We start from the raw sequence: 21,078 nt of genomic DNA, 5'->3' as shown, positions 1-21,078 counted from the left end.
GGCGTCAGTCGTCGTCGCTGGCGACGCCGGCCTGGGCGCCGTCGATGGTGGGACGAACTACGTCGCGGTCGGTCGACTCTCCGTCGATGTCGTAGGGGTACTCGCCCGTCACACAGCCGAGACAGAGGTCCGCGCGGGACTCGTCGAGCGCCTCGGCGATGGCGTCGATGGAGAGATACGACAGCGAGGCCGCATCGATTTCCTCGCGGATGTCGTCGGTGTCCTTCCCCGAGGCGATGAGTTCCTCACGGGAGGCCATGTCGATGCCCATGTAACACGGGGCGACGATAGCCGGTGCGCCGATGCGCATGTGGACCGCCTCGGCGCCCACGTCGTTGAGCAACTCGACTAGCTGCGTCGAGGTGGTCCCGCGGACGATGGAGTCGTCGATGACGGTGACGGTTTTCCCCTCGACCACGTCGCGGATGGGGTTGAGTTTGAGACGGACCGCCCGTTCGCGGGCGTCCTGTGTCGGCATGATGAACGTCCGGCCGACGTAGCGGTTCTTCATCAGTCCCTCGGCGAACTCCACGTCGGCGTCGTCCTCTTGGGCCGCTTCGGCGTACCCGGAGGCGAAGGCCCGCCCGGAGTCCGGCACCGGGAGCACCACGTCGGTTTCGACACCGCTTTCCTCCCAGAGTTTGCGGCCGAGTTCGCGCCGAACGTCGTAGACGAGGTTGCCGTCGATGCGGGAGTCCGGGCGCGCGAAGTAGACGTGTTCGAAGAAGCAGTGAGCCGTGTTCTCCTGTTCGACGAGTTGATAGGAGTCGAAGCCGTCGCCGTCGGGACCCAACACGACGAGTTCGCCCGGTCGGACGTCCCGGACCAACTCGCCGTCGAGAACGTCGATGGCGGCCGATTCGGAGGTGATGATGTAGCCGTCGTCGAGCTTTCCGATACAGAGGGGTCGGTTGCCCTGAGGGTCACGTAGGCCCAACACGGTGTCGTCGTGGGTAATCGTCAGCGCGTAGGAGCCGTGGATGCGGCTCATCGTCCGCTTGACGGCGCGAACGAGGTCCGCTTCCAATAAGTTCCGGGCGAGGTCGTGGGCGATGACCTCGGTGTCGCCGTCGCTGGTGAAGGCGTGGCCGCTTTCGGCGAGTTCCGTCCGGACCTCCTCGGCGTTGACGAGGTTCCCGTTGTGGCTCAAGCCGAGCGACCCGGATTTGAACGACACCGAGAACGGCTGTGCGCAACTGGAGTCGACGCTGCCGGCCGTCGGGTAGCGGACGTGGCCGATGCCCGTCGACCCGTTGAGCGTTTCGAGGTCGCCCTCTTCGAAGGCGTCGCCGACCAGCCCCATCTCGACGTGGCTGTGCTGTTGGAAGCCGTCGTGGGTGACGATACCCGCCGACTCCTGGCCCCGGTGTTGGAGCGCGTACAGTGCGTAGTACAGCGGTCGCGCCGCGTCTCGCCCGTCAAGCGAGACGCCGACCACGCCGCATTTCTCCGTCGGCCCCTCCGTGTGCCGCCCGTCTGGCATGGACGATTCTCTGACGGCCACGCGTAAAAACCCACTCCATCGTGCGTGATATGCGGGTAGTCACGGACGTGCATATACACGTTTGTGAACAACAGCGCCGCGCCGTGGGTCCCTCGACACACCCACAGTCGAGAGGCTAGCGGAAGTTCGACGGCCGGTGCTGTCTCAGGAGGACGTGAGGAGACCGGAGCTGCGGCTACTCGGGAAATGAAAGCGAAAAGCGTCGGTCGTTCGTTACTCGTTCTGCTTGGACTGCCACGCGTAGCTTCGACGCTTTGCGGTCTTGCCGAATCCACAGGAGGCACAGACCTTCTTCCGCGAGTGGTAGGACTTCTCGCCGCAGCGTCGGCACTTCACGTGTGTCGTCTTGTTCTTCTTCCCCTGACTCGGGGTCCCGGCTCCAGTCATGGTTGTATCGAGACGAGGTTATCCCCGCGGATAATGGTTACGTTGTCGCCTTCCTCCAAGACGAGGTTCATGTGCTGGTCGTAGCCGGCGAGGATGCCGTCGTACACCTCGCCGCCTTTCAGCGTCACACTCACTTCCGAACCAAGGGTCTCTTCGAGCACGTCGAGGGGTCGGTCGGTCATACTGGACGGAGCACGCCCCGACAGTATAAACGCACCGGGTACGGTCACGTTCGGGCCGTACTCACTTGCTTTTCCCTTCGTCTTCCTCGTCGTCCATCCGGTCGTCGGTGCTTTCGAGACGGTTCGTCGCGTACCGACCGACGCTCCGAAGCCGACGCACCTGCGGCAGCCGTCTAACCGTCACCGCAAGCGAGGACGCACCGAGCAAGCCCATGAACAACAATCCGAGCGCCAGGAACGGGTCGTCGGCCGTCCACCGGTCGATAGCAAAAAAGAAGAATCCGATCGAGAAGGCCGCCTCGATTTTCGCCTCGAGCAGCGATATCATCTCGTCGAACTGCTCGAGTCGGTCGTCGACGGCATCGAGAGCTGCCTCCGCATCCCGGACCGCCCGTTCGGCATCGTTCTCCACCTGTTCGACGTGTTCCAGTCGCTCGTCGACGTCGGCGACCAGACGCTCGACGTCGGTCAGCGCGTCGACGAACCCCTCGTCTCGGAGCACCTGTAGTATCCGGAGCATGTTCCCCAAATCTGAGCTCATACCCAATCCAGCGGCGCCCGGCGTATCGTGGTTTGGGTCGTGTCCACATCCCCCTCGTTCACACGTCGGCGGTGAACGGCGCGAACGACTCGGCACGGACGGCGACCACCGCGAGCAACTCGGCGGCGGCTTCGAGGTCAGCGAGGTCGACCATCTCGACTGGGGTGTGCATGTAGCGGTTCGGCAGGCCGACGTTCAGCGAGGGGATGCCACCCCGAGTGGTGTAGAAGGCGTCCGCGTCGGTGCCGCTGAAACTGCCCGAGGCCTGCAGTTGTACGTCGATGCCCTCGTCTTCCGCAACTGTTCGAGTCGCCTCGACGAGTTTGGGGTGGTTGGCGCTACCGCGAGCGACGACTGGTCCCGCCCCCAACTCGATGCCCGTCGAGCGGTCGCCGGGCGATTCCGGCTGGTCGGTGGCGTGGGTCACGTCCGTCGCCACGACGGCGTCCGGTTCGAGGTCGAACCCGACCATTTTGGCACCCTTGAGGCCGATTTCCTCCTGGACGGTCGAGACGGCGTACACCGTCGATTCGTGGTCCGTCTCGGCCACCCGACGGAACGCCTCGGCCGCAGCCCAGATACCGACGCGGTTGTCCATCCCGCGGGCCGCGAGTCGGTCACCCTCAAGTTCGGCGATGTTCGTGTCGAAGGTCACGGGGTCGCCGATATCGACCAACTCCCGCGCGGCGTCGCCGTCCTCGACGCCGATGTCGACGTGCTGTTCGTTGATTTCGTCGTACTCGTCGCTCGCTGTGTCCCGGAGGTGAATCGCCACCTGCCCGATGACGCCGTTGAGCGTCCCCTCGGCGGTATGAACCCGGACGTGCTGGCCGCGGGTGACCGTCTTGTCAGAGCCGCCGATACTGGAGAGTTTCAGGAACCCATCGTCGGTGATGTCCCGGACCATCAACCCGATTTCGTCGCCGTGGCCGGCGATCGCAATCGACGGCCCGTCGCCGGTGCCCTCGGAAACGGCGACCGCGTTCCCGTAGGCGTCGACGCGCGTTTCGTCGGCGAAGGGTTCGACGTAGTCGAGCCACCGTCGCTGTCCGGCCGTCTCGAACCCCGAGGGGGTCGCAGTCGACAGCAACGCCTCGAGGAACGCTCGCCGTTCGTCGTCCATATCCACGAACCGACGGGCAGACACAAGAACGTCTCGACCGGCCGTATCAACCTATAAGTTCCTCTCCGGCGAAGGTGTAGTATGGCCAAATTCACGTTTCTCGAGGTTCACTTCACGGACTCCGAGTTGAGCGCGACGAAAGGGTACGACAGCGGCCAAAAGGAGGTCTCGGCCGCCGACGAGCCACTCGAAGAGTCCTCCGGGTCGAAGAAAGGGGGCGCCATCGCCGCCATCGTCGGGCTCGTCTTCCTCGTCGCCGTCGCCTACGTGGTCAAGACGAAGGTTCTCGACGACGAGGAGTCGACGTTCGAGTTCGAGGATGACGTGGAAGAAATCGACGATATCGACGCCTGAACTCGTCGGACAGTTGTAGTCCGTATCAGTCCGCCGACAGCGGCGGAAGACTGCGCTCGATGGTTTCGCGGTCCGCTTCGAGCCACGGCGGGAGCTTCAACTCCGACCCCAACTCCGCGAGTGGTTCGTCGGCATCGAATCCGGGCCCGTCCGTCGCGAACTCGAACAGCACGCCACCGGGTTCCCGGAAGTAAATCGACCGGAAGTACCGCCGGTCTTTCTGTGGCGTCACGCGCAGTCCCGTCTCGGCGAGTTCCTCTCGCCACGCCATCTGGGCGTCGTCGTCGGGGACCCGGAAGGCCACGTGGTGGACGGTGCCCGCGCCCTGCATCCCGCTCGACGCCTCCGGGTCGTCGAGTACGTCGACGAACGCCGCGCGGTCGCCCGCAGCCGCGAATCGGGTTCGATGGCCGGTCGCCTCGAAGCGTTCGTACCCCATCGTCTCCAGTACGTCCACGGTTGCCTCGGCATTGGCCGACAGCAGCGTGACGCCGTGGAATCCGCGGATGGCGTGTTCGGCCGGTACGTCGCTTCCGTCCCAGGGTTCGATGTCGGCGGCACCGGTGACCAACTCCAGTGGCTGGCCGTCGTGGTCGTAGAACGGGAGGACGCGCTCCTCGAAGCGTTCCTCGACGGCATCGTACTCGGCCCCGTAGTCGTCGAAGCGCTCCTGCCAGTAGTCGAGACTCCCCTCGGGGACGACGAACGCCGTCGCCGAGGTCTGTCCTCGGCCGACCGACCCGCGTTGGCCGACGCCGAACGGGAAGAACGTCAGAATCGTTCCCGGGGAGCCGACTTCGTCGCCGTAGTAGAGGTGATACGTCGTCACGTCGTCGAAGTTGACGGTTTTCTTCACCAGCCGGAGCCCGAGTACGTCGGTGTAGAAGTCGACGTTCTCCTCGGGGTCGCTGGCGATGGCCGTCACGTGGTGTAGTCCGGAGATGGGTGCGGGCATAGTTTACTCGTGTTACCTGGTTACGAGTTGTGGGGTTAAATCGGTTCGCGCACGCCGACGCAATCAGGTGACGGCGGTGTTACCAGTGGGGGTCTGGTATCGAGTATTCCCCGGGCGTCGTCGAGTGTGCCGACCCGGAAACTCTTTGCCGTGTCGTCGGCTAGCAGTCCTGTGAGTCTCTTTCGCGCCGTCCGTGCGGTCGCCGATGCCGAGGGCGAAGGACCGGTGGACTGGAGTGCCGTCGGGAACGCCGCCCGCGCAGCGACCGAACCGGGCGATTTGACCCTCTCCGAGGCCGAACATCAGGGGTACGCCGACGACGTGGCGGACGCCCGCGACAGCATTCGAGAGGCCGCCGGCGTCGACTTCGACCTCCCCTACAGCGTACAGGTCCAGAATCGCCACCACTGGATAGACGCCAATCTCGCCACCTTCGAGCGACTGCTCGGCCCGCTCGAGGAACAGGCCTCGCTCGCGCCGTCGTTGGCACGCTCTGCGAACACCGGGTCGATGGCGCTGACGCTCGGCTTCCTCGCGAACAACGTCCTCGGACAGTACGACCCGCTGTTGCTCGGCGACGGCGACCACGAACTCTACTTCGTCCACCCGAACATCGAGTCGGTCGCGACGGTGCTGGACGTCGACCGCGACCGGTTCCGTCGATGGATCGCCTTCCACGAGGTCGCCCACGCCGCGGAGTTCGGGGCTGCCCCGTGGCTCGGGCCACATCTCGAAAACGCGATGGAAGAAACCGTCTCGAAACTCGCCACCGGCGAGTTCGACCGCGAGGCGTTGGGCGAACTCAACGTCACCATGACCGCCGTCGAGGGGTACGCCGAACTCATCATGGACCGCGCCTTCGACCGCGAGTACGAGGACCTCAGGCGGAAACTCGACGACCGTCGACGGAACGTCGGCCCCGTTTCGGCGCTGATTCGCCGCCTCCTCGGCTTCGGAATGAAACGCGAGCAGTACGAACGCGGGAAGGAATTCTTCGATGCCATCGCCGACGCGCGTGGCGTCGCCGGCGCCGCCGTCGTCTGGGAGGACCCCGCGAACCTCCCGACAGACGCAGAGTTGGACGACCCCGACGCGTGGCTCGCACGCGTCGCCTGACGGACGACGGCGACCGTCGGCCCCGCCGAACGAATAAGTACTCCGACAGCGTAGTTCGTGCTAGGGATGAACACACTCGTGTGGCTCCTGCTCGGCGTCGCGGCGCTCATTGCCGTCCACATGAGCCTACTCCTGTACCTGTATCGGGAGACGGTGACCGACTCCAGCGGCCAGAGCCAGACCGCCGACCCCGCCACCAACCACGAGCGTGAGCCACGCGCGGAAGGCCCCGATAGGACGGTGTGTCCGACCTGCGGCGCCCCGAACGACCCCACCTATCGCTTCTGTCGACGCTGTATCAGTGACCTCTCGGCCGGAAAAACGACCGCGAGCGGCGACGGACCGACCGAACGCCTGGGGAGCTGAGCGGAACCTATCGCGGTTCGAACGCCGGAGCGACGTAGCCGTCGTCGTCCTCGGTGAACCCCGAAACTTCGACGGTGTCACCGATTCCGACCTCGCCATCGGAGAGTCGCCCCATCACGCGCGCCTCGCCGAGGTCGACGACGGCGACCTGATAGCCGCGTTCCTCGACGCCGACCGGCGGGACGTTGATGGTGGTCTCGGTGTAGACGACGCCCTCGGTCGGGAGTTCCACCGTTTCGAGGTCCCGAGAGCCACAGTGCGGACAGGCCGCCTTCGGCGTGCCCTGGGTCTTCCCGCAGTCCGAACACGTCTGTCCGAGGAGGTCGCCGGACTCGACCGCGTCGCTCCACTCGCCGTGTGTGAGTCGGTCGCTCATCGGCGGGCCTCCATGACCGTGACGACGGTGGTGGCAGCGTCCCCGCCGAGGTTGTGCGCGACGGCGCGGTCGGCGCCGTCTATCTGTCGCTCCCCCGCCGTTCCGCGGAGTTGCTCGGTCAACTCGACGAGTTGGGCGGTGCCCGTCGCGCCGATGGGGTGGCCCTTCGCCTTCAGACCGCCGGAGGGGTTGATCGGTACGTCGCCGTCCCGTGCCGTCCGGCCCGCCTCGGCCGCTGGTCCGCCCTGGCCGTCCTCGACGAGGCCCAGCGCCTCGCTGGCGAGTATTTCCGCGCCGGTGAAACAGTCGTGCACTTCGGCGAAATCCATCTCCGCCGCCGAGCTGTCGGCCTGCTCGTAGGCTTGGGCGGCCGCGTCGCGTGCGGCTTGGGTGACGTGCGGGGTGTCCTTGTCGCCGATGGGGACCACGTCCGTCGCGTGGCCGACGCCCGACACGTCGACGGGAGCGTCGTAGGAATCGGCCATCTCGTCGCTGACGACGACGACGGCGCTGGCGCCGTCGGAGAACGGACAGCAGTCCATCAGTCGGAACGGGTCGGCGACGATGGGGCCGTCGAGTGCCTCCTCGACGGTCGTCTCCTTGCCGAAGTGGGCGTTGGGGTTCAACGCCCCGTTGCCGTGGTTCTTGACGGCGACTTCCGCGAGTTGCTCCTCGGTCGTCCCATACTCGTGCATGTGGCGTTTGGTGAACAGCGCGAAGACGCCGGGGAAGGTCAGCCCCGTGGGCTGTTCGTACTGCCGGTGGGACGCGGAGGCGAAGATGCGCGTCATCGCCGCGGTGTCCTTCCCGGTTTCGGGGGTACAGCGCTCGACCCCGCCCACCAAGACAACGTCGTGGATGCCGGCATCGACCGCCTCGACGGCGTTTTTGAAGGCGTTCGAAGAGGTCGCACAGGCGTCCTCGAAGCGCTGGACCGGAACGCCGGCCATCCCGACGTGGGAGGCGAGTTTCGGGCCGAGGTGGGTGTCGTTTTCGGCCTGTCCGCTCATGGCGTTGCCGAAGTAGAAGGCGTCTATTTCGGACGGTTCGACGCCCGCATCGTCGAGTGCGGGGAGCGCCGCCTCGCCGAACAGCTCCTGGAGTGGTTTGTCGTGAACGCCGAACTTCGTCATGCCGGCGCCGACGACTGCTGCGCGTGCCATACCACACCGTGGGGGAGTGTGACTTATAACGGATGCGGAACTGAAACCCTTACTTTCGGCGGTACTCCCGGTTCGACGCCGGCGACAGCGCCTCCGTATCGGGGAACAGATACCACACGAGTGCCATCCCGACGAGCAGGCCGATTGCAATCGCCCCCGCGACGACTTCGATGGAGGCATCGCCCTGTAGCGTTATGAGGCCCGCCGACGCGCCGACGAGCAGGACGGACCCGATTTTTAGCTTGCGCATCGTCCGCTCGCGGTCCTCGTCGGAGATGGGTCCGACCATCAGTTCGTTCCCCCCTCGGTCGAAACGTGCATCCCGACGAACCGCCAGTCGGTGCCGAGATCCGCGTCGTCGCCGCGCCGTTCGAGCGTGCCGCTCCAGCGGGTTTCGAACTCGTATCGAATGCCGCGTTCGAGGCTGTTCCAGGCCATGAACACGTCGTCGGAGAACCACGCATGGTCGTCGCGTTCGGTGACGACCAGTCGGTCGCTGTCGACGACCCAGCCATCGGTCGACTCGGTTTGCTTTCGGAGGCCGGCTTCGACCTCCTCGTACCCCGTCAGTCGCTCGCCGATGCCGAACTTGACGGTCGACTCCTCGCGGGCGAAGAACGGATACAGCGGCTCGCCCGACCGGAGCGAATCGTAGTACGCCCGAACCGTCGACTCGGCGTCCATGCCCGCGCTTCGATTGGTGGGGACTTACTCCTACTGATTGTCGCAGAGGGCACCGTTCGGACCGAAGTTCTAATACAATTCGCGCGCCGGACTCAAATCGAACTGTTGGTGAGACTATCAATGCTGCTGATAAGTGCCTCCGAGGAGTGGGCCAGAATCTACGGGCTCGTCGTCGGGCCCGTGATAGCGAGTACTGCATTTCTTTTCGACCGGTTCGTGAGGTTCGGGGCGGTCGTTGGCGTGTTCGCCATGCTGTTCGTGGTGGGGATGCTCGAAGTCGCCAAGCAGGAGATGGGAACGGACCTCATGGAGCATGAACTGGCTCCATTGGTGGTTCTGACGGTGCTCGCCGTTGCAGTTTGCTCCGCATTGTTGTACAGCACGACGGAATATTTCAACAACTGTCAGGATAGGTCCGAGATTCCCCACGACGCCGCCAGGCCGTTTCATCGGGTTCGAAAAAGCATCCGTCAAGGGGACACCTTCGACACCGAGGCTGCCGAACGCTGGTCGGCCGACCCGCCAGGGAAAACAAGGATACGGATTCTGACTGTACTGGGTGTCGGATATCCAGTCGTCGCCGGTCTGCTCATCGCGGCACCCGAGACGTTCCGTCCGGGTGCCGTCGTCCTGTCGCTTGGCATCGGCATCTCCCTCGGCCTTCGTGTCTCCGGGACGACGCCAGTCAGGCCCGTTGCCGAACACGTCGCGTTCAGTCTGGGCGGTGCGCTCCTCGCAGTCGCGCTGTGGCCGCTGTATTTCATCTGGATACTGCTATCGACGGCGACGTTCCTTCCCCTCTGGCCGCACCTACTGTTTCCGGTCGTCGGAGGAGTTTCGACCTATTGTCTCTTGCTCGCCGACGACGCCGTGCGCGTTCGTCGCGGAACCTACCCCACGGAAGCCGAACCCGACCTCGCGGATGCCAACCTCCCGAAATCGGAGTCAGCGTTCCCCTCGCAGGTGCTGGCTCGGCTGCCCGACCCCTCGCTGCGGGTTCGACTGCTGGCGACGCTGCTCGTCGTCGTCCTCCTGAATCTTTCCCTCTTCGTGGGACTTGGGGGCATCGTCTATCATGTGGCGGCAGCACTCGGCCTCGCGGTCCCGGTGGGGGTGCTGGCCGTGTTGTTACCGGTCGCGGCTGTCGGGCTACTGCTCGTGGAGGCCGGGGTTGGAAAGCGACGAGCGCTCGAAGCGGAAGAAGTCGCGGACGAACGGTTAGCGGACGTCGAGGCTCGGGTTCGTCGTCTGGCCCATTCGGTCGAGGTGCCGCCGCCAGACGTCGTGATAATCGACAGCCCGGAACCGAACAGCCTCTCGACGGCCGACGGACGTGAACCCACGATTGCCGTTACGACGGGGTTGCTCGACGAACTCGACGGCGAGGAACTACAGGCGGTTCTAGCCCACGAAATCGCACACATTGCCAACCGGGACACGACCGTCGCCACGGTCGCGGCGGCGATATCGGAGCTATCGAGGGCACTCAGGCGCCGTGAACGGCGGTTCGCCGACTGGTTCCGGCTATTTCCGCTATTGTTCGCCTCACCTGTGTTACTGGTCCTCTTGGCGCCGGCACTGCTTGCCATCCCGGTATACATCGCTGTGAGTACTGCCACACGGGGACTGCTTGCGGTCAACGGAGTCTGTATGCGTTTTCACGCCCGCGCCCGTGAGTACGCAGCCGACCGGACCGCTGTGCGATTGGTTGGCCAACCCGGAGCCCTCGCATCGGCTCTCGAAACCCTTGGACCCGAACACCGTCCGACAACCGACGCCCGCCTTGCAGCAAGCGCCACGCTCGGCATCGTTTCTCGGCCCATCGAGGGAACTACCGACGCCGAGTCCGTCGAGTCGAAAGCCCGCAAATGGTTCCCCAAACAGTTCGAACAGGACGACACACCGACGAGTCGGTTCCTCGAACGAGTGAACGAACTGTTGACGTGGCGACCGACAACCCATCCTTCAAACGAGAACCGGATTCGCCGCCTCCGTAACGAACAGTGGTGATGCTATCTGACCAAAACATTAATTTTTGAGCGCGTATTAGTTGAATATCATAGAAAATTTCACCCATATTGTCTCAAAAACCTTCGGTATGAAAACTACCTTAAATTCATAGAGGTGTATTAACATTATCGTTCATTAACTTTATTATCCCTCACTGTTGTTCATGGAGTACAGCGCGAAAGCGCCCGACGACACATGACCCGCTACACCGACGAAACCAACACCGGCGCGCCGATGGTCCCGATTAAGACCGACGAGTCCACCCCCTCGACCCTCGAAACGGAGACCCTCGAAGAGACGGTATTCAGCCACCGCCTGTAAGCAGTCAGTCCAGTATTCTACCGTTTTCACGCCGCAAAGCGACGGCTTCGTTCGAAGCGACTCGCTGTTTCAGTCGTCGGCCGGCGTCGCCTCGACCAGCGACTCCGGTTCGACGCCGGCGTAGTGGGCAACGGCGTCGAAGTTCTCCTCGTCCATCGCGAAGCGGTCCCCGGAGGCGACACCGTAGGCTTCGTCGTCGCCGAAGCGCGTCTCGACGAACCGCTGGGCGACGAGCGCCTTCCGGCCGTTGTCTTCCTCGTCGATTTGCCACTGGGCCTCTTCTAGCAGGAGTGCCGCGCTGACAACATCGAAGATGAAATCCGCCAGCCGCTTCGCGTGATACTGCGCGTAGTCGCCGTCTTCGGTCGCCATCGTCGCCAGGGCGTTCTGGAGGTCGAGGAACTCGGCTTCGACTTCGTCGGCCAACTCCTCCAACAGCGGGTGTTCGACGCTGCCGAGTTTCTCTTGGACGTACGGGAGCAGCGCCTCGTGGGCGTTCTCGCGGTTGAGGGCGCGCAGCACGTCCAACGCGAGGATGTTCGAGGGACCCTCCCAGATGGGCAGTACCTGTGCGTCCCGCAGCAGGCGCTCGGTTGTGTGTTCCCGCACGTAGCCGTTCCCGCCGAGAATCTCCATCGCGTACGACGCCGTGTCGACGGACATCCGCGCCGTCTTGTACTTCGCGATGGGAATGAACAGCCGCATCAGTTGGTACGCCTCGGAGTCGTCGCCCTGCCGTTCCCGTTCGTCCAGCAGGCGCGCACCCTCGAAGGAGAAGACGGTGCCGGCCTCGTAGTCGACGGACATGTCCACGAGGTCCCGGCGCATCAGGGGGTACTCGTCGATGGGGTTGCCGAAGGCCTCGCGGTCCGCAGCGCGAACCTTCGCCTCCAGCAGCGCCCGGCCCATGATACCGATTGCACCCGTCGCGTTCGTCAGGCGCTCGAAATTCATCATCTCGGCCATGTACTTGAAGCCCTTACCCTCCTCGCCGACGAGGTACGCCTCTGCGCCTTCGAACTCGATTTCGCCGGTCGGCACCGAGATGGTGCCGAGTTTGTCCTTCAGTCGGCGGAAGTGTGACTCGTTGACCTCGCCGTCGGGTTTCGTCCGCGGAACGAGGAACAGCGACAGCCCCTCGGTTCCCTCGGGAGCGTCGGGCGTCCGCGCCAACGCGAGTGCGCCCTCGGCGTCGATGTTCGAGCAGAACCACTTCTCGCCGTACAGCCGGTAGGTGCCGTCGCCCTGTGGCTCGGCGCGAACCTCGTTTGCCCCGACGTCGGAGCCGCCCTGCTCTTCGGTGAGGAACATCGCACCCTCGATGTGGTCTTCGAGGTCGCGGCTGGTGAGCCCCTGGAAGTACTCCTCCAGTTCGCCGTCGTCGAACTTGTCGAGGACGATAGCCGCGCCGGTCGTCATCGACACCGGACAGCAGAACCCGCCGTCGACGTAGGAGAGTAGTGCCTGCATCATCAGGGTGTGGCTCAACCCGACTGGCTCGTCGCGGCCCGGCGGCGCGTGGAATGCGTCGTGGGTGACGCCGAACTCCTCGTAGGTGAGTTGCTCCTGTTCTTCGATGAGTGGGTGGTACTCCACCTCGTTGAGCCGGTTACCGAACTTGTCGAACGGTTGCAGTTCGTGGCCTTCCTCGTCGATGCGGTCGGCGGTGTCAGCCATTCGCTCGCCGAGAACCTCACCGTAGCCCGACAACACGTCTTCGGCCCACTCGTACTCGTCCTCGGGGTAGATGCGACGGGCCTCGAACTGCAGCGTCGGGTCCAACTCCCAGTAGTTGCAGTACCGGCCTTCGTCGTAGTCGCCGTACTGTATCGGGTCGGTCGCCATACCGAATCGTTTCGAGTCCCGAAGTATAAACCCACGCCGGACGGCCGGAAAACCTCGATTCCGTATTTCACGGTTAAACTAATTGTTCGTTTACACCTGTCCGAAATCGTCATACCGACGCCACCGCATGCCTTCGACAGGATGGCCACGAGCGACGAACTCTCGAACGAGGATTTGGACGTGACGGTCGACGACGACGACCTCGTCGTCCGGGCGACCATCGACCGCCCCGACCAGCGCAACGCATTAAACGGCAACGTCATCGACGGCCTCTCGGCCGTCCTCGATTTCGCCGACGACGGGCCCGCACGCGTGGTCGTCATCCGAGGCGCGGGGGGCACCTTCTGTGCCGGCGGCGACATCAAGTCGATGGCCAGCGCCGTCGGACAGGGGTCGAAGGCCTACCGCGAGGGCTTCGCAGGCATGAAACAACTCATCGAGAAGGCCGTCGACACCGCCGCCCTCACCGTCGCCGCCGTCGAAGGCTACTGCCTGGCCGGCGGGATGGGCCTTGCCGCCGCCTGCGACGTTATCGTCGCAAGCGAGGAGGCCACCTTCGGAACCCCCGAGGTCGACATCGGCATCTTCCCCGCACAGGCGCTCGTCCCTATCATGCGGACGGTCAACGAGAAACAGGCGTTCAAGTACCTCTTCACCGGAGAACACTTCGACGCCGAGAAAGCTCAGGACATCGGCTTCGTCACCGACCTCGTCCCCGAGGCGGCGTTCGACGAGGAACTGAACGAACTCGTCGACGACCTCGTGACGCCCTCGGAGTTCATGATAGAAATCGGCAAGGAGTCGTTCTACAACCAACGCGAGATGAACTTCGACGAGGCGCTGGACTACATGCGCGAGATGGTGACGATGCTCGCGATGAGCGACGACGCCGAAGAGGGATTCAACTCCTTTCTCACCGACGGCGAACCAGACTGGAAGGGCCGCTCCGACGAGGAATAACCCGCTAACCGACCGAAACCACACCACGACACAACCATGACAATCGAACAAGACTCAATCAAAGGCAACGACCCCGACAAAGCAGTAATCAGTGCGTCCCTCACGGGCGCGCTCACCACCCGCGACCAGTGTGAAGCGATTCCCTACACGCCCGAGGAAATCGCCGAAGACGCCGCTGCGGCCCGCGAGAACGGCGCGGCCATCGCACACATCCACGCCCGCACCGACAACGGTTCGCCGACCTTCGACGAGGAGACGTATCAGGAGATATACGACGAGGTTCGCGCCCGCACCGATATCCTCATCAACTTCTCGACGGGCGCGCTCCACGAACCCGTCGACACCCGCGTCCAGTACGTCGAGGGCGTCCAGCCCGACATCGCGGCTTTGAACATGGGGTCGATGAACTACGCGAAGTACTCCGAATCGAGGGACGACTTCGTCTTCGACATGGTGTTCGAGAACCCGTTCAACGAGATACGGGAGTTCCTGCAGGCCATGAACGGTTCGGGAGTCAAACCCGAACTGGAGTGTTTCGACACCGGCCACATCGGCAACATCCGGCCGTTCGTCGAATCAGGCGAACTCGAACATCCCATCAACTTCTCGCTCGTGATGGGCGTCCTCGGCGGCATCCCACCGACCGTCGAGAACCTCGCCCACCAGGTCCGACAGCTCCCCGACAGCGCCAACTGGCAGGTCATCGGCATCTCCCGAGAGCAGTGGCAACTCGTCGCCGCCGCCCTCGCGATGGGCGGCAACGTCCGCGTCGGCCTCGAAGACAACTTCTATCTCCCGAACGGCGAGATGTCGACGAACCCCGAACTCGTCGCGAAAGCCGCCGAGATGACCCGCAACGTCGGCCGGGAACCCGCCACGCCCGAAGAGGCCGCCGACATCATGGAAATCGACGCCGACCACTTCTGAGCCCCCGCTTTCGACGGTATTTTGCTACCGTGGGCCTCAGTCCCGAGACGTGTCCTCCAGCCCTGCCATCGCCGCCGACGGTCTGACGAAACGCTACGGCTCGACCGCGGCGGTCGACGGCCTCGACCTCTCGATTCCGCGCGGCAGCGTCTACGGCTTCCTCGGCCCGAACGGCGCCGGCAAGACGACCACGATGCGACTACTGACGACGCTGACGCGGCCGACCGAGGGGACCGCGTCCGTCTGTGGCGACCCCGTGACCGACCGCGGAGCCGTCATCGAACACGTCGGCTACCTCCCGGAGGTACCGCCCGTCTACGACGAACTCACCGCCAGAGAGGGGTTGCGCTACGTCGCTGACCTCCGGCGACTGGGCGACATCGAAGAGCGCATCGATGCCTACCTCGACCGCTTCGGTCTCGCCGACGACGCCGACCGACGTATCGGCACGTACTCGAAGGGAATGCGACAAAAGACCGCGCTCATCGCGACGGTGTTACACGACCCGGACGTGGTCTTCCTCGACGAGCCGACCAGCGGTCTCGACCCCCGGGCGGCCCGGACCGTCCGTGACCTCATCGCCGACCTCGCTGCCGAGGACGTGACGGTGTTCCTCTCGACGCACATCCTCCCGGTCGTCGAGGAACTCGCCGACACCGTCGGCGTCCTTTCGGAGGGCCACCTCCTGGCGGAGGGGTCCCCCGAGACGCTCCGACAGCGCGTCGAGGGTGACGAAGGGAGTCTCGAAGATGCCTTCCTCGACATCACCGACGGATGGGACTGAGAGCCGACGCCGTCGTCGCGTGGACGATTGCCCGGACCGAGACGCGACGCAGTCTCCGGGCCCTCTTGTCGGATCGACGGCAACTCGCTGCACTCGGGGTCGCCTTCCTCGCTATGTCACCCGTCCTCGTCGGCGCCGTGCCGTCGCTGTATCTGACCGGAAACGCGGTCGCCAGCGGCGAGGTGACGCTGTCGACGACGGTCGTCCGTGGACAGTTCGTCACCACCTTCGCCGGCCTCGTCGGGTTGGGCGTCATCCGGGCGCTCGAACGCGCCTCGACGGTCGACCACGCCGACTACCTCCTAACGGCCATCTCCCCGCGTGCGCTCACCGTCGGCCTCATGGGCGCCGAGTTCCTCCGCACCCTCGGCGTCCTCGGTCCCGTCTTCCTCGTGGTCTACGGACCCTTCCTTCTCGGTCTCGGTGCGCCAGCGATGGGGGTCGTCGCCGTTCTCGCCGCTGTCCCTGCACTGGCCGCAACGCTCGCCGTCGGGTACACCCTCGGTCTACTCGTTCGCCTGGCTGGTCGGCGGTTCCGAGTAACCCGACGGCGTGGCCAACTGCTCGGCATCCTCGGCGCGGTCGTGCTGGTCGGCGGGACGTTCGCCCTCACGCCGGAGGCACTCGCCTTCCTCCGGTCGCCGCCGTCGGTGCTCGCTGCCATCCCGCTGGCGCCGTACGCCGACCTGTTCGTCCTCGGGGTACCGACTGCTCCGCCAGTCGGCATCGAGACGGCCCTCGGCATCGCGATGATGTGTTCGCTCACCGTCGTCGGCCTCGCGGCGTCGATACCGCTGTCGACCAGACTGTGGTTCGGCGACGCCACGCACCGAACCGACACGGCTGACGACGAGGGAACCGTCGACGTACCGGCAGTCCTGTCGGGACGACCTCTCGGCCGGGCGGTGTTCTGGCTGTGGCTCCGCGGCGTTCGCGCACCCACCGGGTTCGTCCACTTGCTGTACGTCGTCTTCGCGACGTTCCCTGCGCTGGGGTCGCTCGCGGGCGCCGAAACGCCGCTGTTGTGGCTTCCGCCCGTCACCCTCGGCGTCGGTGCGTTGTTCGCCGGTGCGACCTTCGGGCTGAATCCCCTCGGCGACGAGGGGGCTGCGCTGCCGACCGTCGTTCTCGCGGGGGCGGCCGGCCGGACGCTGGTCCGTGCTCGTCTGGCGGCCGGTATCGCGCCGTTGTTGCCACCGGCGTTGATACTCGCCGTCGTCGCGGGCGTCGTCGGTCCGATGACGCTCACGACCGCCGCACTCGTCGTCGCCTTCGGCGTCGTCCTGACTGGGTACAGCGCCGCACTCGCCGTCGGCCTCGGGACGCTCGTCCCGAACTTCGACTCCCAGCGCGTCTTCGGCGTCGAGGCAGTTCAGCCGACGCCGTGGGCCGTCTTCGGCCACCTCTTCGGCGTCGGTATCGCTGCACTCGTCGGCTTTCTCGCAATCGCCGTCCCGCACCTCCTCGATACGCCCTCGGTCGCCATCCGAGTCCTGCCGGTCGGGGTTGTTTCGGCGTTCCTCGCAGTCGTCGGATTCGTATGCTATCGCTACGCAATCCGTCGTGTCGAGACGTTCACTTACGAGTGACCAAAGGGTTCACTCCCAGCGGACCTCCCTATCGCTCGGCTCACGCAGCCCACTCCAGCATCCGCGCGTAGAAGGGGTCCGTCGAGAGCGCCCCACGGTCGCCGACCAACACGAGCGCCTTCTTCGCCCGCGTCAGCGCGACGTTCACCCGACGGTGATCCTCGAAGATTGGACTCGTGAGGTCCTCGGTGGTGACGAAGGAGATGACGATGACCTCCTTGGCGGAGCCCTGGAACCGGTCGACGGTGTCGACAGCCACGTCCGGCAGCCGGCGCGAAATCTCGGCGACTTGTGCCCGAAACGGCGCGATGACGCCGATATCATCGGGGTCGACGCCAGCCTCGCGGAACGACGCGACGACTTCGGCGACGCGGTCGGCCTCGATGGAGTTCGTGTTCCCGTCCGCGACGCCGTCGGGGTCGACAAAGGAGACAGGGTCCCGGAGTTCGGGCGGTAGCGCGTCCGTCGAGACGCCCGGCAAATCGTCGAGTCGCTGGGCCGCGACCGCGCCGGTCGCCGGCCGAAGCGCCCCGTCGTAGAACTCCCGACTCGAGAAGTACTGCACGCGCTGGCTCATCCGGTACTGCTTGTCGAGCATCACGCCGGCGTCCGGATACGCCTCGATGAGCCGCTGGAACAGCGACTCCTGGAGGTCGTTTTCGGCCCGAACGACGGGCGGCAACTGCTGGTGGTCGCCGACCAACACGAACCGGTCTGCGAGGTTCGCCGCGAGGAACGTCCCCGGTTCGGTCAACTGTCCGGCCTCGTCGACGACGGCGGCGTCGAACTGTTGTTCCTTCAGGACGCGCGACCCGCAGGCGGCCGTCGTCGCCGCGACGACGCTGGCGTCTCGAAGCGTCGCGGCACGCTCTCGGGGGTCTCCGGACCGTTCGAGTCGGTACGCCTGCATGTCCTTCCGAACGCCCGTCTCCGACCCCCAGCGGACGATGTCGGTGAAGCCCTGCTCCTCGAGGGCCTCGATAGCGTTGTCGACGGCGCGGTTCGTAAACGCCGACAGCAACACGCGCTCGCCGCGGTCGACGAGGGCGCGAATCGTTCGCGCAAGCGTGTAGGTTTTGCCGGTCCCTGGCGGGCCGTGAACGAGCGTGAAGTCCTCGGCGGTGACCGCGAGGTTCACCGCCTCGTTCTGGGCGTCGTTGTTGTCGATGTAGGTTCGGTTCCCATCGGCGAAATCGGGGTCGCGACGGCCGAACAGCACGTCCTTACGGTCGGGGTCGCCACGGAGGATGGCGTCGTGGAGCGCCGTCAACTGCCTGTCGACGCCGATTTCGGAGGGGTACACGTCGAGTCGACGAAGTTCGAGCGGTTCGTCGGCAGTCACGACGATTTCGTCACCCAACTCCTCCACGGTCGCCAACTCCGCCGTCCCGCGTGTTGGATGGCCGTCGCTGGCCAGCACCCGGTCGCCCTCGCGTATCTTCGACACCGCCTCGGAGGTTCGTCGGGCCCGCAGTCGCCAGCGACCGCCCGACACCGGTTCCCGACCGAGCGGTTCGAGGTCCAGCAGTGCGCGGTCGTCGTCGGCGCGTTCCTCGGCGGATTGCTCCCACAGTTTGCGGTACTCGCGGTGGACCTCCCGGCGTTCCTCCTCGATGGCACGGTAGAAACGCTCGAAGTACGCCCGTTCCTCCTCGGGGAGGGGGTGGCCGATTTGGCCGGCTTTCGACTCCTGGTCGAGACGGCCGGCGACGACCATGCAGGTGTCCTGTTCGAAGCAGTACTCGCATTTCGCGTCGGCCTCGTAGCCCGTCGGCACCGTCAGGTCGTACTCGGCGGCGGCGATTTCGTTTCGCTGCCGGAGGACGAACTTCAGGAATCCGGGGCCGATGGCGAACTCCTTGGCCGGCGAGAGGTCCCCCGATTCCTCGTTTCGGTCCAGCGCCGTGTTCTTCGTGTACAAGAGCGTCCCGGTGTCCGGCGCGTCGGCGACGCTGTCGGCCAAAAGCAGCGCATAGCAGGCCGCCTGCACCTTGTCCTGAAATCGGGGGTCCCGCGTCGTGTTCTTGCCGGTCTTCAATTCGACGGGCATCCCGCGTCTGACGGCGTCGGCCCGCCCCTTGATGCCGAAGCGTTCGGAGATGAGCGTCTGCTCGGAGCGCCAGGAATCCTCATCAGAGAGGGTGCCCTGCTGGAGCCACCCCTGAATCGCGGCGGCGTTCTGCCGTACGTCGTCGGCGACCGAGTCGGCCGTCTCCCCGAGCAATCCCAAATCTAGTGCGGCCTCGGCGACCCGCTCGTCGATGCTGTCGTCGAGGTCTCGGCCCCTGAGAAGGTCGCCGAACACCTCGTGAACGACGGTCCCTTTCACGACCGGGTATTTCAGCGGAATCCCGCTCAGTTTGTTGAGATAGTAGACGCGGGGACACTGCACCCACCCGCGGATGTCGGTCACGTCGACGAGGAAGTCGGGTTCGACAACTACGAGCGAGTCGCCGGTCGTCGAGTACTGCGTCTCCCCGCGGAACTCCCGCTCTTCGGCGTCGGTGACGAGCAAGTCCATTCCCTCATCCAGCAGTTCGGCGGTTTCGGTCCACTTTCCCCACAGGGTCACCTGCACCGCCTCGGCGGCCCCTCGGTCGGGCCGAACGAGTACTTCGGCGAGTTCGGAGGTCCCGCGACTCGTCTCGACGGTTCGGGGGTCGCGTGCCTCGACGATGGGGCCTCTGATGTTCACATACTCCCCTGCGTCCTCGGCGGAAAAACGCTATCGGTCGTCGAAGCCGACACCTTCTTTCCGTTGCCGCACCGAGAACGCGGTATGCGCGTCCGTGACTGGCAGGACATCCTCGAAGACGTGGTCGACTCGGGAGCGGACCCGGGCGACTGGCGAGCGGTGGCCGGCGACCGTCGCGGCGGCGTCGGCGAGGACATGTTCCTCGGCCACCCCTCCGTCGGCGTCTATCAGCTGAAGACCTACGCGAAGAACCCCTTCGAGGTACAGGGGGTCGGCTCCCGCGTCGCCCGTAAAATCGACGACGAACTCGACCCGCTGTTTCCCGGACAGGACAGCGGTGGTCGGTTCGGCGTCAATCAGGGTATCGAGGACGAAGACGAGGCCAAAGAGCGCGCGAAGGAACTCGAAACAGTCATCGAGACCCACGCGGAGGCGCCGACGACCGGCGATGCGCTGTTCGAAGACGTGATGGACGCCCTCGACAGCCCCGCACACGGCCCGATGGCCTACGACATGTACGACCGCCCCGAGGGTCTCGACGACCTCTCGGAGACGTTCGAGGAGGCCGAGGAACTGCTGACGAAGGAACTCGACGACCTCATCGAGGAGAGCGACGTGGGCCGGGGCTTCCAGTAGCGATTTATTCGAGATACGCCCGCAGAACGGCGCCGAACCCAGCGGCGCCGATACCGAACGTGACGATGCTCCCGATACCGGTGAGCGTCAGCGCACCGTTGATTGCCGCCCCGACGAGAAGCGGTTTCGGCCAGCCGTCGTCGTGGCCGACGAGTCGGTCGCCGATAGCGAGGAAGGCGATGGCCGCGCCGACGGCCCAGACGAGATACGAAATCAGCGCGAACGGAATCGCCACGACGAGCCCGATAATCGTGATGGCGAGGACGAACGTGACGAGGACGACGAACACCAGACAGACGAGTCCATAGAGGAACGAGCCGAGGGGGTTATCGAGTACGTCCGCCATCAGAATCTCGGTGTATTCGGGAGCGAGAGCTATCATGATGGCGCCGACGACGAGCGTCGTCAGGGAGGCGCCGACGGCGCTACCAAGCAAACTGACGAGTGGATTGACATCGACCTGCGAGCCGATATCGACCTCTACTGCCAGCGGCACCACGGCGCCAAGAGTGGTGAGAATCACACCACCTGATGGACACCTGACCGAATAAATGTTCGTG

23 protein-coding genes are annotated in these 21,078 nt (G+C 64.9%); 10 read left to right on the top strand and 13 right to left on the bottom strand.

Annotated elements, in window-relative coordinates; all coding sequences use genetic code 11:
* Positions 1 to 4 precede the first annotated feature (4 nt).
* The 5 genes from purF to HWX69_RS10430 form a co-directional block, all read right to left on the bottom strand.
* Positions 5 to 1,483 (bottom strand): amidophosphoribosyltransferase, encoded by a 1,479-nt coding sequence (purF, locus tag HWX69_RS10450; RefSeq protein WP_178917052.1) that lies wholly within the window; start codon positions 1,481 to 1,483, stop codon positions 5 to 7.
* Positions 1,484 to 1,717: 234 nt separating this feature from the next.
* The gene (locus HWX69_RS10445; RefSeq protein ID WP_156708703.1) at positions 1,718 to 1,891 is read right to left on the bottom strand and encodes a 50S ribosomal protein L37e; all 174 of its coding nucleotides are present in this window, start codon (positions 1,889 to 1,891) and stop codon (positions 1,718 to 1,720) included.
* Positions 1,888 to 2,073, bottom strand: a complete 186-nt coding sequence (locus tag HWX69_RS10440) for an LSM domain-containing protein (RefSeq protein WP_178917051.1) — start codon at positions 2,071 to 2,073, stop codon at positions 1,888 to 1,890. The genes HWX69_RS10445 and HWX69_RS10440 overlap by 4 nt, the downstream gene beginning before the upstream one ends.
* A 61-nt stretch (positions 2,074 to 2,134) precedes the next feature.
* Positions 2,135 to 2,614 carry a hypothetical protein gene (locus tag HWX69_RS10435; protein WP_178917050.1) on the bottom strand — a complete coding sequence of 160 codons (480 nt, stop codon included), beginning with the start codon at positions 2,612 to 2,614 and terminating at the stop codon, positions 2,135 to 2,137.
* Positions 2,615 to 2,672: 58 nt separating this feature from the next.
* On the bottom strand, positions 2,673 to 3,737 hold the full coding sequence (locus tag HWX69_RS10430; protein ID WP_178917049.1) for a M20/M25/M40 family metallo-hydrolase: 1,065 nt from the start codon (positions 3,735 to 3,737) through the stop codon (positions 2,673 to 2,675).
* Between the two features lie 81 nt (positions 3,738 to 3,818).
* Between HWX69_RS10430 and HWX69_RS10425 the strand changes: the two genes are divergently transcribed.
* A complete protein-coding gene (locus HWX69_RS10425) occupies positions 3,819 to 4,091 on the top strand; it encodes a hypothetical protein (protein ID WP_178917048.1) in 273 nt (90 codons plus the stop codon).
* Positions 4,092 to 4,116: 25 nt separating this feature from the next.
* Here HWX69_RS10425 and HWX69_RS10420 read toward each other — a convergent pair whose 3' ends face one another.
* A complete protein-coding gene (locus tag HWX69_RS10420) occupies positions 4,117 to 5,046 on the bottom strand; it encodes a ring-cleaving dioxygenase (RefSeq protein ID WP_178917047.1) in 930 nt (309 codons plus the stop codon).
* Positions 5,047 to 5,217: 171 nt separating this feature from the next.
* Here HWX69_RS10420 and HWX69_RS10415 point away from each other — a divergent pair, with 171 nt between their 5' ends.
* Positions 5,218 to 6,162, top strand: coding sequence for a zinc-dependent metalloprotease (locus HWX69_RS10415; RefSeq protein ID WP_178917046.1), 945 nt, complete (start codon positions 5,218 to 5,220; stop codon positions 6,160 to 6,162).
* A gap of 66 nt (positions 6,163 to 6,228) precedes the next feature.
* Complete coding sequence (locus HWX69_RS10410; protein ID WP_178917045.1) at positions 6,229 to 6,528, top strand: DUF7577 domain-containing protein; 300 nt, start codon at positions 6,229 to 6,231, stop codon at positions 6,526 to 6,528.
* 7 nt (positions 6,529 to 6,535) lie between these two features.
* On the opposite strand, the gene HWX69_RS10405 is transcribed toward HWX69_RS10410, so the two are convergent.
* The 4 genes from HWX69_RS10405 to HWX69_RS10390 are packed head-to-tail and all read right to left on the bottom strand — an operon-like array spanning position 6,536 to position 8,751.
* Entirely contained in the window at positions 6,536 to 6,904 is a 369-nt protein-coding gene (locus HWX69_RS10405; RefSeq protein WP_178917044.1) for a Zn-ribbon domain-containing OB-fold protein, read from the bottom strand.
* A complete protein-coding gene (locus tag HWX69_RS10400) occupies positions 6,901 to 8,067 on the bottom strand; it encodes a thiolase C-terminal domain-containing protein (protein WP_178917043.1) in 1,167 nt (388 codons plus the stop codon). The genes HWX69_RS10405 and HWX69_RS10400 overlap by 4 nt, the downstream gene beginning before the upstream one ends.
* A 49-nt stretch (positions 8,068 to 8,116) precedes the next feature.
* Positions 8,117 to 8,356, bottom strand: a complete 240-nt coding sequence (locus HWX69_RS10395; protein WP_156708689.1) for a hypothetical protein — start codon at positions 8,354 to 8,356, stop codon at positions 8,117 to 8,119.
* A complete protein-coding gene (locus HWX69_RS10390; protein WP_178917042.1) occupies positions 8,356 to 8,751 on the bottom strand; it encodes a nuclear transport factor 2 family protein in 396 nt (131 codons plus the stop codon). Before HWX69_RS10390 ends, HWX69_RS10395 begins: the two co-directional genes overlap by 1 nt.
* A 120-nt stretch (positions 8,752 to 8,871) precedes the next feature.
* On the opposite strand from HWX69_RS10390, the gene HWX69_RS10385 reads away from it, so the two are divergent.
* Together HWX69_RS10385 and HWX69_RS18270 are read left to right on the top strand one after the other, a co-directional pair.
* Positions 8,872 to 10,761: a M48 family metalloprotease gene (locus tag HWX69_RS10385; protein WP_178917041.1), complete on the top strand. Its 1,890-nt coding sequence runs from the start codon at positions 8,872 to 8,874 to the stop codon at positions 10,759 to 10,761.
* 195 nt (positions 10,762 to 10,956) lie between these two features.
* Complete coding sequence (locus HWX69_RS18270; protein ID WP_281361567.1) at positions 10,957 to 11,082, top strand: hypothetical protein; 126 nt, start codon at positions 10,957 to 10,959, stop codon at positions 11,080 to 11,082.
* A gap of 69 nt (positions 11,083 to 11,151) precedes the next feature.
* Here the strand turns inward: HWX69_RS18270 and HWX69_RS10380 are convergent, their stop codons facing one another.
* On the bottom strand, positions 11,152 to 12,927 hold the full coding sequence (locus HWX69_RS10380; protein ID WP_178917040.1) for an acyl-CoA dehydrogenase family protein: 1,776 nt from the start codon (positions 12,925 to 12,927) through the stop codon (positions 11,152 to 11,154).
* A gap of 141 nt (positions 12,928 to 13,068) precedes the next feature.
* Between HWX69_RS10380 and HWX69_RS10375 the strand changes: the two genes are divergently transcribed.
* The 4 genes from HWX69_RS10375 to HWX69_RS10360 are packed head-to-tail and all read left to right on the top strand — an operon-like array spanning position 13,069 to position 17,187.
* Positions 13,069 to 13,887, top strand: coding sequence for an enoyl-CoA hydratase/isomerase family protein (locus HWX69_RS10375; RefSeq protein WP_178917039.1), 819 nt, complete (start codon positions 13,069 to 13,071; stop codon positions 13,885 to 13,887).
* Positions 13,888 to 13,923: 36 nt separating this feature from the next.
* The gene (locus HWX69_RS10370; protein WP_178917038.1) at positions 13,924 to 14,814 is read left to right on the top strand and encodes a beta-keto acid cleavage family enzyme; all 891 of its coding nucleotides are present in this window, start codon (positions 13,924 to 13,926) and stop codon (positions 14,812 to 14,814) included.
* A gap of 49 nt (positions 14,815 to 14,863) precedes the next feature.
* Positions 14,864 to 15,598 (top strand): ATP-binding cassette domain-containing protein, encoded by a 735-nt coding sequence (locus HWX69_RS10365; RefSeq protein ID WP_178917037.1) that lies wholly within the window; start codon positions 14,864 to 14,866, stop codon positions 15,596 to 15,598.
* Positions 15,589 to 17,187 carry a hypothetical protein gene (locus HWX69_RS10360; RefSeq protein ID WP_178917036.1) on the top strand — a complete coding sequence of 533 codons (1,599 nt, stop codon included), beginning with the start codon at positions 15,589 to 15,591 and terminating at the stop codon, positions 17,185 to 17,187. Before HWX69_RS10365 ends, HWX69_RS10360 begins: the two co-directional genes overlap by 10 nt.
* A 40-nt stretch (positions 17,188 to 17,227) precedes the next feature.
* Here HWX69_RS10360 and HWX69_RS10355 read toward each other — a convergent pair whose 3' ends face one another.
* A complete protein-coding gene (locus tag HWX69_RS10355) occupies positions 17,228 to 19,882 on the bottom strand; it encodes an AAA domain-containing protein (RefSeq protein WP_178917035.1) in 2,655 nt (884 codons plus the stop codon).
* An 84-nt stretch (positions 19,883 to 19,966) separates the two neighbouring features.
* Between HWX69_RS10355 and HWX69_RS10350 the strand changes: the two genes are divergently transcribed.
* Positions 19,967 to 20,518, top strand: a complete 552-nt coding sequence (locus HWX69_RS10350; protein ID WP_178917034.1) for a hypothetical protein — start codon at positions 19,967 to 19,969, stop codon at positions 20,516 to 20,518.
* 4 nt (positions 20,519 to 20,522) lie between these two features.
* On the opposite strand, the gene HWX69_RS10345 is transcribed toward HWX69_RS10350, so the two are convergent.
* A complete protein-coding gene (locus HWX69_RS10345; protein ID WP_394353442.1) occupies positions 20,523 to 21,041 on the bottom strand; it encodes a hypothetical protein in 519 nt (172 codons plus the stop codon).
* Positions 21,042 to 21,078 lie beyond the last annotated feature (37 nt).

The organism is Natronomonas gomsonensis (assembly GCF_013391635.1).
Classification (GTDB): Archaea; Halobacteriota; Halobacteria; order Halobacteriales; family Haloarculaceae; genus Natronomonas; species Natronomonas gomsonensis_A.
The sequence above is the reverse complement of the archived record's forward strand: the minus strand, read 5'-3'. Positions and strand labels throughout refer to the sequence as shown.

Bases quoted from the DNA above. Each gene is read 5' to 3' on its own strand.
- purF (WP_178917052.1), bottom strand. From the start codon at position 1,483: ATGCCAGACGGGCGGCACACGGAGGGGCCGACGGAGAAATGCGGCGTG.
- HWX69_RS10445 (WP_156708703.1), bottom strand. From the start codon at position 1,891: ATGACTGGAGCCGGGACCCCGAGTCAGGGGAAGAAGAACAAGACGACA.
- HWX69_RS10440 (WP_178917051.1), bottom strand. From the start codon at position 2,073: ATGACCGACCGACCCCTCGACGTGCTCGAAGAGACCCTTGGTTCGGAA.
- HWX69_RS10435 (WP_178917050.1), bottom strand. From the start codon at position 2,614: ATGAGCTCAGATTTGGGGAACATGCTCCGGATACTACAGGTGCTCCGA.
- HWX69_RS10430 (WP_178917049.1), bottom strand. From the start codon at position 3,737: ATGGACGACGAACGGCGAGCGTTCCTCGAGGCGTTGCTGTCGACTGCG.
- HWX69_RS10425 (WP_178917048.1), top strand. From the start codon at position 3,819: ATGGCCAAATTCACGTTTCTCGAGGTTCACTTCACGGACTCCGAGTTG.
- HWX69_RS10420 (WP_178917047.1), bottom strand. From the start codon at position 5,046: ATGCCCGCACCCATCTCCGGACTACACCACGTGACGGCCATCGCCAGC.
- HWX69_RS10410 (WP_178917045.1), top strand. From the start codon at position 6,229: ATGAACACACTCGTGTGGCTCCTGCTCGGCGTCGCGGCGCTCATTGCC.
- HWX69_RS10405 (WP_178917044.1), bottom strand. From the start codon at position 6,904: ATGAGCGACCGACTCACACACGGCGAGTGGAGCGACGCGGTCGAGTCC.
- HWX69_RS10400 (WP_178917043.1), bottom strand. From the start codon at position 8,067: ATGGCACGCGCAGCAGTCGTCGGCGCCGGCATGACGAAGTTCGGCGTT.
- HWX69_RS10395 (WP_156708689.1), bottom strand. From the start codon at position 8,356: ATGGTCGGACCCATCTCCGACGAGGACCGCGAGCGGACGATGCGCAAG.
- HWX69_RS10390 (WP_178917042.1), bottom strand. From the start codon at position 8,751: ATGGACGCCGAGTCGACGGTTCGGGCGTACTACGATTCGCTCCGGTCG.
- HWX69_RS10385 (WP_178917041.1), top strand. From the start codon at position 8,872: ATGCTGCTGATAAGTGCCTCCGAGGAGTGGGCCAGAATCTACGGGCTC.
- HWX69_RS18270 (WP_281361567.1), top strand. From the start codon at position 10,957: ATGACCCGCTACACCGACGAAACCAACACCGGCGCGCCGATGGTCCCG.
- HWX69_RS10380 (WP_178917040.1), bottom strand. From the start codon at position 12,927: ATGGCGACCGACCCGATACAGTACGGCGACTACGACGAAGGCCGGTAC.
- HWX69_RS10375 (WP_178917039.1), top strand. From the start codon at position 13,069: ATGGCCACGAGCGACGAACTCTCGAACGAGGATTTGGACGTGACGGTC.
- HWX69_RS10370 (WP_178917038.1), top strand. From the start codon at position 13,924: ATGACAATCGAACAAGACTCAATCAAAGGCAACGACCCCGACAAAGCA.
- HWX69_RS10360 (WP_178917036.1), top strand. From the start codon at position 15,589: ATGGGACTGAGAGCCGACGCCGTCGTCGCGTGGACGATTGCCCGGACC.
- HWX69_RS10350 (WP_178917034.1), top strand. From the start codon at position 19,967: ATGCGCGTCCGTGACTGGCAGGACATCCTCGAAGACGTGGTCGACTCG.